Origin of the sequence: Dyadobacter arcticus (genome assembly GCF_011762185.1) — a bacterium.
Classification (GTDB): Bacteria; Bacteroidota; Bacteroidia; order Cytophagales; family Spirosomataceae; genus Dyadobacter; species Dyadobacter arcticus.
This window is the reverse complement of sequence record NZ_JAASQJ010000003.1, coordinates 349,051-360,628: the sequence shown is the minus strand read 5'-3', so window position 1 is coordinate 360,628 and position 11,578 is coordinate 349,051. Positions and strand designations below refer to the sequence as shown.

The 11,578-nt window shown below is 45.1% G+C and carries 12 protein-coding genes; 9 read left to right on the top strand and 3 right to left on the bottom strand.

Features of this window, described 5'->3' with window-relative positions; genetic code table 11:
* Nucleotides 1-10 precede the first annotated feature (10 nt).
* From FHS68_RS15015 to FHS68_RS14985, 7 genes are all read left to right on the top strand, one after another.
* A complete protein-coding gene (locus tag FHS68_RS15015) occupies nucleotides 11-952 on the top strand; it encodes an L-histidine N(alpha)-methyltransferase (RefSeq protein WP_167271506.1) in 942 nt (313 codons plus the stop codon).
* A gap of 136 nt (nucleotides 953-1,088) precedes the next feature.
* Nucleotides 1,089-1,610 carry a DinB family protein gene (locus tag FHS68_RS15010; protein ID WP_167271504.1) on the top strand — a complete coding sequence of 174 codons (522 nt, stop codon included), beginning with the start codon at nucleotides 1,089-1,091 and terminating at the stop codon, nucleotides 1,608-1,610.
* 171 nt (nucleotides 1,611-1,781) lie between these two features.
* Nucleotides 1,782-2,312 (top strand): hypothetical protein, encoded by a 531-nt coding sequence (locus FHS68_RS15005; RefSeq protein ID WP_167271502.1) that lies wholly within the window; start codon nucleotides 1,782-1,784, stop codon nucleotides 2,310-2,312.
* 159 nt (nucleotides 2,313-2,471) lie between these two features.
* Nucleotides 2,472-3,806: an MFS transporter gene (locus tag FHS68_RS15000; protein ID WP_167271500.1), complete on the top strand. Its 1,335-nt coding sequence runs from the start codon at nucleotides 2,472-2,474 to the stop codon at nucleotides 3,804-3,806.
* Nucleotides 3,807-3,845: 39 nt separating this feature from the next.
* On the top strand, nucleotides 3,846-4,226 hold the full coding sequence (locus tag FHS68_RS14995) for a VOC family protein (protein WP_167271498.1): 381 nt from the start codon (nucleotides 3,846-3,848) through the stop codon (nucleotides 4,224-4,226).
* Nucleotides 4,227-4,255: 29 nt separating this feature from the next.
* Complete coding sequence (locus FHS68_RS14990) at nucleotides 4,256-4,750, top strand: DinB family protein (protein ID WP_167271496.1); 495 nt, start codon at nucleotides 4,256-4,258, stop codon at nucleotides 4,748-4,750.
* A 26-nt stretch (nucleotides 4,751-4,776) separates the two neighbouring features.
* Complete coding sequence (locus tag FHS68_RS14985; RefSeq protein ID WP_167271495.1) at nucleotides 4,777-5,355, top strand: dihydrofolate reductase family protein; 579 nt, start codon at nucleotides 4,777-4,779, stop codon at nucleotides 5,353-5,355.
* A gap of 70 nt (nucleotides 5,356-5,425) precedes the next feature.
* On the opposite strand, the gene FHS68_RS14980 is transcribed toward FHS68_RS14985, so the two are convergent.
* On the bottom strand, nucleotides 5,426-7,441 hold the full coding sequence (locus FHS68_RS14980) for a tetratricopeptide repeat-containing sensor histidine kinase (RefSeq protein WP_167271493.1): 2,016 nt from the start codon (nucleotides 7,439-7,441) through the stop codon (nucleotides 5,426-5,428).
* An 8-nt stretch (nucleotides 7,442-7,449) separates the two neighbouring features.
* The gene (locus tag FHS68_RS14975) at nucleotides 7,450-8,163 is read right to left on the bottom strand and encodes a LytR/AlgR family response regulator transcription factor (RefSeq protein WP_167271491.1); all 714 of its coding nucleotides are present in this window, start codon (nucleotides 8,161-8,163) and stop codon (nucleotides 7,450-7,452) included.
* Nucleotides 8,164-8,333: 170 nt separating this feature from the next.
* On the opposite strand from FHS68_RS14975, the gene FHS68_RS14970 reads away from it, so the two are divergent.
* Together FHS68_RS14970 and FHS68_RS14965 are read left to right on the top strand one after the other, a co-directional pair.
* Nucleotides 8,334-9,185, top strand: coding sequence for a hypothetical protein (locus FHS68_RS14970; protein ID WP_167271489.1), 852 nt, complete (start codon nucleotides 8,334-8,336; stop codon nucleotides 9,183-9,185).
* Nucleotides 9,182-10,738 (top strand): right-handed parallel beta-helix repeat-containing protein, encoded by a 1,557-nt coding sequence (locus FHS68_RS14965; RefSeq protein WP_167271487.1) that lies wholly within the window; start codon nucleotides 9,182-9,184, stop codon nucleotides 10,736-10,738. The genes FHS68_RS14970 and FHS68_RS14965 overlap by 4 nt, the downstream gene beginning before the upstream one ends.
* Before the next feature lie 175 nt (nucleotides 10,739-10,913).
* Here FHS68_RS14965 and FHS68_RS14960 read toward each other — a convergent pair whose 3' ends face one another.
* Complete coding sequence (locus tag FHS68_RS14960) at nucleotides 10,914-11,456, bottom strand: REP-associated tyrosine transposase (RefSeq protein WP_167271485.1); 543 nt, start codon at nucleotides 11,454-11,456, stop codon at nucleotides 10,914-10,916.
* Nucleotides 11,457-11,578 lie beyond the last annotated feature (122 nt).

Here is an 11,578-nt window from a genome sequence, read left to right as displayed (position 1 = left end):
TAAATAGTTTATGACAGACACTACATTTGCAAAGGATATTCACAAAGGCTTAACTGCTCCGCTGAAACACATTTCCTCTAAATATTTTTACGACGATATCGGCAGCGGCATCTTTCAGGATATCATGAAAATGCCGGAGTACTACCCTACCGCCTGCGAGTTTGAAATTTTATCGCTTCAGGGATGTCGGATTATCGAAAGATTGGGTTTTGATAAACCTTTCAACATTGTGGAATTTGGCGCGGGTGACGGGATCAAGACGCGGCAGTTACTCAAACAGCTCGTCGAAATAGGGGCTAACTTCACCTATGTGCCGATTGACATTTCAAAAAAAGCCATTGAGGAGCTGGTTTCGGGCATGCTTAAACATCTTCCCAAAATCAAAATCAATCCAATGATCGGCAATTACTTTTCCATGATGGAAGAGCTTTCGCATACATCGGTGCCGGCCTTATACCTTTTCCTGGGCGGAAATATTGGCAATTATGAGGCAAATGAAGTCAACAATCTTTTGAAGGACTTCCGGGGCAGCATGAAAAAGGGCGATAAGCTGCTGACCGGCTTTGACCTGCAAAAAAATCCGGCTACCATCCGTTGCGCCTACGACGATCCTAAGGGAATCACCAAATCATTTAATATCAATCTTTTACACCGCATTAACCGTGAACTCGGCGGGAATTTCAAGACCAATCAGTTTGATTTTTATTCCCATTATAATCCTTTAAATGGTGAAGTAAGGAGTTATCTGATCAGCCTTGTGCCTCAAAATGTTTTTGTGAAGGAAAATCAGCAGTCTTATTCTTTTGAACGAAATGAGGTGATCTGGACTGAGCTTTCGAAGAAATATACATTACGTGAAATCGAAAATGCTGCTGAAAACAATGGATTCACGGTTATGGAGCATTTCATGGATTGTAAAGCTTTTTTTACTGATAGTTTGTGGGAGGTTTGAAAAAAGGGAGGACGGGGAGGAAAGGAAAAGGGAGGGGGATAAAATTTTGATTCTTTGAAAAGCTGCTGACATACTGCTGTCATTACCGTGTGTTTAGTTTGTCATGTTATCAAACTTTAAACAAAAAACCTTTGACATGGAAACTAACAGCAATCAGACTGACGAGATCGAAACTTCTGCAAATGTTATTTCGCAGGAAGCATTACTTGACCACTGGCAGGGGCATCGCCGACTTACCCGTAAGGCTATTGAAGCATTTCCTGAAGATCAGTTTTATGGTTTTTCTATTGGTGGTATGCGGACTTTCGCGCAGCTTTCCATGGAAATGATCGGACTTGCAGCGCCCGGAATTCGCGGAGTAGCCTTTGGCGAATGGACATTCAGCGATCCGGAATTGAACTCCTCCACCCCGCCGCCTCCGACCAAGGCCGAAGTTCTGAAACTTTGGGACCTTGTTACCGAATATATCGATCATCTTTGGCCTCAAATCACCGCAGAACGTTTTCAGAAAACCGAGGCAGCATTTGGCATGTACGAGAACCAAAACTTTGCCACAATTCTGTATCTAGTTGATAATGAGATACATCACCGCGCTCAGGGATATGTGTACCTGCGGGCGCTGGGCATAGAGCCGCCAGCATTCTGGGACCGTTACTAAAATCTATTTGCTATGAAAGGACAATCCCCGACCCAAAAAAGATTATGCAAATCTGCAGGTTGCATTTCTGGTCGGGGAAATTGTTTTTATCCAATGTTATTTGTGGAATAATTTTAGTAGCTACCTTCGTAATCGGTAATATTATCGGTTACACACAAAATTTAGCATGAGATGAAATCCACAAACATTAAATTCATAAGCGCTCTATTATTCTCGACAATGGTCTTTTTTACATCAGTAGACCAGGTTAACGCGCAGATCCGACGCCCTGCTCCAACCGGACAAGTTCCGAAAACGACAACAGGACAACAAACAAACCCTTACGCGGGTTATAACCCGAAACCAACTGGACAAATAGCGCCAGCGCCGACACCTGCTGCCCCGGGTGTCCAGCAAAACCAAACGACTGACCCAAACGTTCAGGATCAGCAAGTCATTCAGGACCCGGCTTTTACACAACCAGTTCAGACTGAACAGACAGAACAAGTCATCACTACGCAGGAGACGCAAACAGTACCTGCCCAGCAAACGCAGCCAATTGTTAATAACCAGGGCCAGCAAACCAATGTTGCAGTTCCTGCCCAGCAGACGACAACAACTACAAGGCAAACGCAACAAAATACCAATCAGCCCCGGACGACAACACAGCCTGTGCAGCAGCAGCAAGCAACTCCGGCGACGCCACAGCGTATGAAGCCCTAGCTAATTCCTTAGACATATAATGTAATGCAGGCATCCTAAAAGGGTTGCTTGCATTTTTTTTGCCCCTGCTGGCACAATCCCACCCTTTAATTGGCGCATACTACCACCTTATTAGCGATCTTCATGTATTAATTTTGTGATATGGAAATGGAAAAAACCATGAAAACATTTTACGCTGTTCTGGCAAACTCGCTTGCGGCGTCACTTACCAACAATTTCGTGTGGTTTGCGGTTACGTTTTGGGTGTACCTGGAAACCAAATCGGTGATTGCTACATCAGTCATGGCGGGGGTGTATCTCGCAACCGTGGCATTTTCAGGATTTTTTCTTGGGTCCATTGTAGACCGATATAAAAAGAAGACCTCGATGATGATCTCAGGGGTACTTACATTGCTGTTCTACACGATTGCCTTAGTCATTTACCTGATCACACCCGATGAGATTTTCAGACATGATGACAGCGTTAGTTTGTGGACACTTGTTATTTTGTGCCTTTTTGGAGCCATAACAGGTAATATCCGGTCAATAGCACTTTCAACAGTGGTAACCATTCTGGTTGAGGAAGATGTGCGGGACAAAGCCAATGGAATGGTAGGTACAGTAAACGGGGTTGCTTTCCTGATATCCTCCATTTTCAGCGGCCTCGTGATCGGCTTCTTGGGAATTTTATGGATGTTAATTCTCGCATCGGGCCTTACCATTCTCGTCCTGCTCCACCTGCTGACCATTACCATTCCTGAAAAAGGCATTGTCCATACCGAGTCGCATTTTGACAGTATCGACATTCGTGGTACCATTAGAGTAGTGGGCATGGTGCCGGGTCTCTTTGGGCTGATCTTCTTTAACACATTCAACAATTTCCTTGGCGGTGTTTTCATGTCCTTAATGGATGCTTACGGGCTTTCAATGGTGTCCGTGCAAACCTGGGGGATTTTGTGGGGGGTGCTTAGCCTCGGTTTTATCATTGGCGGAATAGTAGTAGCCAAAAAAGGATTGGGAAAAATGCCGTTGCGCACCCTTTTCTTATCCAACATTGTGATGTGGTGCATAACCATCATTTTCCCAATCCAGGCTTCCATTGTGTTACTGGGCGCAGGAATGTTCGCCTACTTATGCCTGATCCCGGTCGTAGAAGCAACAGAACAGACTATTCTTCAAAAAGTAATACCCCACGAAAGGCAGGGCCGGGTTTTTGGTTTTGCGCAAAGTGTCGAGCAAGCCGCGTCGCCTATGACGGCATTTATGATTGGTCCGATCGCGAAGTTTATTTTCATTCCCTTCATGACCACTGGCGCTGGGGCAAACCTGATTGGTTCCTGGTTTGGAACGGGTACAGACCGTGGTTTGGCACTTTTATTCATTGTAACTGGCATTGTCGGGCTGCTCGTGACCTTATTGGCCATGCAGTCGGGCGCTTATCAAAAGCTTTCCAACATATACAGGAAAGCGAAACCGGAACTAGACGTGAGTGTTGTTCCGGCGTCCGGATCTTAACAAGCATTTTCATTTATCAACAACTAAACAATAGAAACCATGTTCAAACAAACAGAAGCATTCAGTGGATTTTCGGTAGATAATCTTAAAGAAGCAAAAGCATTTTACGGTGATATCCTCGGACTGGATGTGACCGACGAGATGGAGGAAATGGTACTTGGCCTACACCTTGCTGGAGGCCATAACATTATGATTTATGAAAAACCGAATCACGAGCCTGCCACATTCACAATCCTGAATTTCAAAGTAGCGGACATTGAGAAAACGGTTCAGGAATTGAAAGATAAAGGAGTCAAATTTGAAAGCTACGATTCGCCAGAACTTCAAACGGACGATGATAACATTTCCAGGGGCGAAGGTCCCGTCATTGCCTGGTTTACAGATCCAGCCGGGAATATTCTGTCTGTAATTGAGGCATAAGCGTAGTATTCAACTAAAACAAGCAAATCATGGAAAATCCAACGAGCAGCAAGCTATATGCGGTCATTTCTCTTTATGACATGCAAACTGACTTTTTCAAAAGAGCCCTGGAAGGGATTTCAGATAATGACATTCATAACAGGCTGAATACTAAGGCAAACCACATCGCGTGGCTCACGGGTAGCTTGGTAGAGCAGCGTTTTGAGCTGGCGCGCCAATTTCAGATTGAAGGGACACAACAAGCCGACGATCTTTTTAAAGATAATAAGGGTGTCCAGGATAATGTGACCTATCCATTATTGGAAGCTTTCAAAAAAGATTGGGACATTATCACTCCTCAGCTAAAAAACGCCTTAATCTCTGCGACGGATGAGCAACTTGATGAGAAGGTTGAAATGGCTCCTGACATGAGCTTTCCGCTTTACGACTTTGTTACATTCGTCATATACCGTGAAGCCAACATTATCGGCCAGATCGCGCTTTGGAGAAGATTGCTGGATTATCCGGCGATGAGTTACATGTGACACAATAGCTTTCCTGAGCATTGTATATGCAAAAAGTAATATTGACGATGTCGATGTCCGTGGACGGATACATAGCAGGCCCGAATATCAGTCAGGAAACGCCAATGGGTGAAGGTGGTATGCGTTTGCACGACTGGCTTTTCAATTCAAAAGATGAGCGGGATGCGCAGGCGATCGCTGAACATGTCGCATCATGCGGGGCGGTGATTGTAGGTGGATTTACCTATGAAATTGCAATTGAAGGGGCTTGGGCTAGTTCCTCCCCCTTCAATATGCCCGCTTTTGTAGTAACGCACCGCATTCCCAAACGGCGGGTGGACGGGTTTGTCTATGTCATTGACGGACAAGAAGATGCATTGCATCAGGCAAAAGAGATTGCAGGCGAGAAGAATGTGTGGGTTATGGGTGGTGCCAGAGCGGGCCAGGCTTTAATCAGTGCATCTCTGATTGATGAAGTTCACATTCAATTAATATCTGTGTTGCTTGGTGGCGGCACGAGGTTATTTGAACAATCAGGAAAGGGGCACATTGAACTGGAAAGATTAAAAACAGTCGAAACCGAGACGGCCACCCATTTATATTTCCGGGTTTTAAAAGATAAGTGACATTGCTTTATTTTCTTGCAGCCCTAAGCCAGACCGGATGTATGAAAATGTTCCAGCAACTCTAAATAGCTCACTCTGCAAAGGTCAACCTGAAAACGGTACCGCTGCCAACATCGGATGCGACGGAAATTTTGCAGGAAATTGCTTTGGCAAGATCTCGGATCAGGTGCAAGCCCAATCCCGTTTTTATACCGATCGAAGCCTGATCGGTGTAAAGCGCGTCCAATTGTTCGCTGGAAGCTCCCGGCCCGTTATCAGTGATTCCTAAAATAATCTGATCGTTCTCCATCTTGGCTTCCCAGCGGATATATGCGTCTGGCGTTGTTTTTAAGGCCTTCACCGCATTGCTGGTAAGGTTTTGCATGATGGTTTTCAAATAATCCTCATCCGTAACAACCGTCAGCTTTAAGGGATTCTCGAATGTGAACGTAACTCCGGTAGTACCGGCAAAGAATTTTTGGATGTATTCAAAAACCCCGGAAACCTGAACTGGTCGTGCCTGCGGCTTGAATTGCTGCATCTGACTTTTACTCCATAAAAGCATGGATTCCATCGTTTCCAGCAAGGTTTCTGCCGAATCGCCGATTCTTTTCTGATGCGCCTCGACGGTTTGCGCCGTCATCAGGCCAGGCGCCTCCTTTTGCAAATTCAGAAAGTTAACTAGGTTAGCTACCGGGCTCCGCAGATCGTGACTGATAATGGCGAAAAAACGCGCCTTCACCTGATTGGCTTCGTCGAGTTCATTATTAAGGTGCAGCAGTTGAACATTCGTGCGTTTTCGTGTTCTGCTTTGCCAAAATAACAAACCTCCTATCACCGCGAGCAACGCAACTCCGGCTATCAAGGCGATGCGCTGGTTTTTCTGTGTTTCAAATTCCAGCTTATTGATTTCCAATTGTTTATCACGCACAGCGATCTCGCGCTCGCCCGTCATTTCAGCAATTTTATTCTTGCTCTCTTGTGAAAAAAGCGAATCCTGTACGGACTGATACTTTCTGAAATTCAAATAGGCGTTCTTGTAATCTCCTTTCAAAGCCTGCAGTTCGGCCAAGACGCCCGTAAAATAAAACTGGTTATCTATGTCATCGACCTCCTTACTTATTGCAATCGCCTTGTTGAGGTAATGCTCTGCCTTGGCAATCAAATAGGCTTTTGGATAAGGCGACTTTCCCAATGAATCGTTCCGAAACAGATTTAGGTATGTGTTCCCTAGATTGCCAAGATTGGTTACGCCATCGGCCGGATTGAATTCATTCCAAAGTGTTTCCGCAATGCGGCCGTACTCTATTTTATTTTTGAAATCCGCCGAAAGTGACGATAAATTGGTATACGCTTTTGCAAGGCCCTCCTTGTTTCCGACCTGCCCGTGCATGGCAATCGCCTGTTTATAATAACTTTTAGCTTTTTCAGTCTGCTTCATTTCCGTGTAAATGGAGGCTATGCTTGAATAAGAATTGGCTACTTCGCGCGTCGCATTGCTTCTGTCGGTATTAGCTTGCTTTTTTCTGATATTTAGCCCTTTGAACGCATAGCTTAGTGCTTTGGAAAAATTTTTTTGACCAAAATAAACCTGAGAGATATTGTCATAGCCCACTGCGATCATATAGTTATCGCCTAGTTTCTCCGCCTCGGTCATTGCTTTCAAATAATATTCGATGGCTTTTGGGAAATTGAAATTCAGGTTTTGCTCGGCAACCCCCATATTGTTAAGGGTCGATGCGATATTCCTGCCATCGCTCTCTTTTTGCTGGATCGCTAAGGCACGCTGATTATACAACAAACAGGAATCGTAATTTCCTTTGTCACCATAGGCCCGGGCGATAGCCGCGGAAAATGCTCCAATGCCCTTATTCCAATGCATACGGTTTGCGTGTGCAAGGCCAAGTTTCGAATATTGGAGGGCTTTATCCGTATCTGTAAAGAAATACTCTTGCGCAATTCTGTTGTAATGCCTGGCTTTTAATGTATCGTCAACCGTTTTTGGGATTCGACTGACCAATGAATCAATCAGGTCCTGACCTTGCTTTTGCGAAAATGCCGGTGAGACAGAAATAAGCAGGCAAAAAATGAGCAGCCGGACCGTCATAATTAGGGTTATTTCAAATTAAGAAGCGCATCCTTAAAAGTTCGCCCGACCGGTAACGAATAGTCGCGAACGTAAACCTGCTGTGGCGTTACGCGATCTATGAAATGCCGCTGTACTGCATAACTCCGATGAATCCGAAGGAAAGATTGAAAGGCCGATTCAAGCAGCAAATTGCCAATCGAACTCAGAACACTATATTTTTTGGTCGTGGTGACAATGCGTGTATAATCCTTTAACGCTTCCAGATATACGATCTCGTGCAGATTAAGCTTGATCTGCTGATGCCCGTCCTTGATAAAGATTGTATTGCCGCTACCTAAACTGTATTCAAACAGCTCCGCTTTCCTTTTCAGCTCAAAATAATTCCGGACACGGTGCATGCAATGCTCAAATCTTTCTGATTTGATGGGTTTTACCAGAAAGTCAAATGCTTCCACTTCAAAACCTTCGGCAGCGTAATCAGGGAAAGAGGTGATGAAAACACAAACGGGGACCTGCATCATGGTAGCCCTGAAATCTAGTCCATTCAAGCCGGGCATGTCAATATCTGTAAGCAACACATCCACCGATTCTTTCCCCAACTTCAACGCTGCTTCCTCTGCCGACGAAAATACGCCTGTAATGTTAAGGAAAGGATATTTTCGTGCGTACATCTGCGTTGTCAACCGATCTATTTCATCGTCATCGATGATTACGCAATTGTAAGCGTCGGGAGCATTCATCAAGGGGGGAAATTGAGTAAGTTATGATACCAAATTTAACAGACTTTCCAGTAAAATCCTGAAAAGTTTAGTCACTGGTCTATTTAAAATGTCGTTGGTCTATCAGCCATTGGCCGCAGCCACAAGCAGGGATAGTTTTGGATATCTGAAACCGCAATCGAACTATTTCCATGAAAAAACTCATTCTATCTGCACTTTTACTTTGTTTTCTCGGCTGCTCTAAGTCGGCAAATGAAGATCCCACCCCCAATGTCCCCGAAGGACCATCCGGCCCCGCAACAGGTACTGATCCCGGCAAAGGACAGCCTGGCATCGTTGGAACAGATGGAATTACCGCCTGGGAACAGCTTTCCTCGTCTGAAAAAGATAGGATCAAAGGCTGGAACACCATATTCATGCATCAGTCTGTGGGCGCCGACCTGGAAGATGGTTCATCGGCCAACGGCTTTCGCTTCGAGTATTTCGACATGAACGAAAAGCCCAATAAGGGATTGAGTGGCAATGTTTTTAGCGCATCGAATGGTATGCCAATGGACAAAATTGCAGAGTTCAAAAAGAATGCATTGGCCCACGCATCTATCATTAAAATCGCCATTTTTAAATTCGGATATGCGGACATCACCGACGATAATGTGAATGAGGTAAAAGTAGCATACAAGACAATGATCGATGATTTACGAAATCAGATTCCGGGCCTAAGGTTCGTGCATGTCACGCCGCCATTGGTTTACATTGCAACCAAAGACGAAGGCAACGCAGCCAAAATGAATATGGCCCAATGGATGAAAGATACATTCAAAGACAAGGACGTGATTTTTGATCTCGAAGCCATTGAATCTAATAACGGAAGCTGCAAATTGGGCTCAGTTTGGACAATTTGCGACGAATATCGTTCTACCGCTTCATGTCCCAGTAAAGGTCAAGGCGTGGATGCGCCCGAAGGACAGGGACATCTTTGTGAAAAAGCTGCAACCCGCATCAGCAAGGCATTTTTAATGAGTATATACAATATTGGCAAATGAAAGTATCACTGTTCTCTTGGATAATCCTGCTCCTTTTTCTTACCACTGGCTGTAAGGACAAAGCGATAGAAACGGATGAATGCTCTTCCGACGCAACCGCCTGCGGATGTCCACAAGCGCCGCCCGGATGCGGCACCGATGAAGACGATGAAGAACCTGGTACATTAACCGGAAAAGTCTACGTTTCGCCCAATGGCAATGACCAGAATGATGGTAGCGAAGCAAAGCCGTTTAAGACAATCCAGGCAGCAGCTGATCAAGCCGATCCCGACAAAGGCATTGAGATCATATTGCGCAATGGAACCTATGAAAGCAAGGAAATAAAATTCAGGACCTCGCATATCAAAATGCATTCCTACCCTGGTGAATGGGCTGTGATTAAAGCAGTTACAAATGTGGAAGACATTGCCAGCTGCCTATGGTTTCGCGAACCAGGGACAACAGATATCACATTGGAAAACCTGGAAATTATTGGCGGCTATTACTACGGCATTAAATTTGAAAGCGACTGGGACGACGATCGCTCTGTCCCCTACGATAAGAAAAAGGGTATCTCCAACGTTAAAATCCTGAATTGCAAAATCCATGATACTGGCCGCGATTGCATCAAAATTACGCCCGGATGCAAGGATATTGATATTCTAAATTGCGAAATTTATCGTTCAGGCGTCGGGCCCGCCAACGTGGAAGCCCAGAATGCGGAAGGAATCGACAATGTCAACGCCGATCGCATGGTTGTCCGTAATTGCTACTTCCACGACATTGCCACAAATGCACTTTATGCAAAAGGTGGGGCCAAAGACTGCATTTTTGAACAAAACCTGATCATGAATTGCGGAGAAGGCGGCCTGGTCGCTGGTTATCTCGATACCGACAGCGAATGGTTCAATACCACGACGAACCCTGACTACTACGAAAGTATTAATGTGATCATCCGCAATAATATCGTGGTGAATACCAAGCGTGAGGGATTGGGTTTGTATGCCGCGTCAGGTGCCCAGGTTTATAATAATACGCTGGTTAATGTGGCCAGCGCAGAAGGAAGTTCCGCGTTAATGATATCGAGAGGGGAAATTTACGGCACGCCAAGTGGCGATAGACATCCCGGTTGCCGCAATATTAGGGTAGGTAATAATATTTTTGTCCAAACAGCCGCCGCAGCCGGAAGAATGGCACGGCTGCGGGGAAAACTGACAGGTACCAATGAGATCGGCAACAATATTTATTACAAGCCAGGCACCATGCAGTATAGGATTGATACTAGCGAAGATGATTACGCGGAGTTTGAAGATTTCGCCAACTGGAAAGCGAATTCGGGTTTCGACAGCAATAGCTTGAACTCCGACCCTAAGCTGAATGCGCAGTTTCATCTCTCTTCTGGCAGTTTGGGAATTGGGATGGGGAAAGTGTTGGGTGAACTGGTCTTGAAAGATTATGATGGTGCTGCCAGAACTGGCGGTATTGATATTGGGGCTGATCAGTTTGATAATGGGGCGGTTTTGGCGGTGCCGCCGTCGTTTTTGGTAGGGACGAAAGGGACTGGGGGGAATTGAAGGTTAGTTGGTGGCGTTGTGCTAGCCGGTCTGGAGACCGGGTGACGCAGGGTCGTAGTTGAAAAACTACGACCAACGATACTGTTGACCGTAGTTTTTCAACTACGGTCGTGAGAACAGCGGTCTCCAGACCGCACTAGCACAATGTCACCGGCCAATAGCCAACCTTCCACCGCTAAACAAACTCAATCTCCATCAGCGCATCCAAATTCGCATAATTCCGCGCGCTCGAATACAGATAATCCTCCGCATTTTCAACCCAGCCCGCTCTAACCGGATTGAGATGTATATAATTCAGTTTCTGTTGAATAAACCTGGGCGAAAACAATTCAACCGCATGGTTCTCGTGCGTCCAAAATTGATTGACGCTATTCCTTGCATTCTTCCTCGCCGAAAATTCAAACCGTTTCAGCATCCAATCCGCACGGCTTTCCAGGATATCTGGAATGGTTTCAATGATCTTCCTCGCAGTAAATTTTTTAAAATCTCTGATCACATCCGATAGGTTATCGTCTCCAGCACGCCAGATCACGTGCATGTGATTCGTCATAATTACATAGGCGTAGACTTTCAATTTCTTCCTTTGCCTGCAAAATATCATGCTGTCGATGATGATATCCCTATATACTTTTCGCGAGAGAATATCCACCCAATCAATAATCTGGAAAGTCAAAAAATGCGGTGCGGATTGATCCTGGATTTTGTATGCTGTACTCATCGTTTATTTACTTAGACGTAACTATCTCCGTAAAGTCACTGATTTGCAAGGCTGATTATTGAAATTTACTTTGGCAAAGATTAATCATTTTCTCCAGGCGAATAACACGCCTTTTTTGTCAC

What these genes read in the sequence shown, in the direction of transcription:
- FHS68_RS14990 (WP_167271496.1), top strand. Translation starts at nt 4,256, where the DNA reads ATGGAAAATCCAACGAGCAGCAAGCTATATGCGGTCATTTCTCTTTAT.
- FHS68_RS15010 (WP_167271504.1), top strand. Translation starts at nt 1,089, where the DNA reads ATGGAAACTAACAGCAATCAGACTGACGAGATCGAAACTTCTGCAAAT.
- FHS68_RS14995 (WP_167271498.1), top strand. Translation starts at nt 3,846, where the DNA reads ATGTTCAAACAAACAGAAGCATTCAGTGGATTTTCGGTAGATAATCTT.
- FHS68_RS14980 (WP_167271493.1), bottom strand. Translation starts at nt 7,441, where the DNA reads ATGACGGTCCGGCTGCTCATTTTTTGCCTGCTTATTTCTGTCTCACCG.
- FHS68_RS15005 (WP_167271502.1), top strand. Translation starts at nt 1,782, where the DNA reads ATGAAATCCACAAACATTAAATTCATAAGCGCTCTATTATTCTCGACA.
- FHS68_RS15015 (WP_167271506.1), top strand. Translation starts at nt 11, where the DNA reads ATGACAGACACTACATTTGCAAAGGATATTCACAAAGGCTTAACTGCT.
- FHS68_RS14970 (WP_167271489.1), top strand. Translation starts at nt 8,334, where the DNA reads ATGAAAAAACTCATTCTATCTGCACTTTTACTTTGTTTTCTCGGCTGC.
- FHS68_RS15000 (WP_167271500.1), top strand. Translation starts at nt 2,472, where the DNA reads ATGAAAACATTTTACGCTGTTCTGGCAAACTCGCTTGCGGCGTCACTT.
- FHS68_RS14975 (WP_167271491.1), bottom strand. Translation starts at nt 8,163, where the DNA reads ATGAATGCTCCCGACGCTTACAATTGCGTAATCATCGATGACGATGAA.
- FHS68_RS14965 (WP_167271487.1), top strand. Translation starts at nt 9,182, where the DNA reads ATGAAAGTATCACTGTTCTCTTGGATAATCCTGCTCCTTTTTCTTACC.
- FHS68_RS14985 (WP_167271495.1), top strand. Translation starts at nt 4,777, where the DNA reads ATGCAAAAAGTAATATTGACGATGTCGATGTCCGTGGACGGATACATA.
- FHS68_RS14960 (WP_167271485.1), bottom strand. Translation starts at nt 11,456, where the DNA reads ATGAGTACAGCATACAAAATCCAGGATCAATCCGCACCGCATTTTTTG.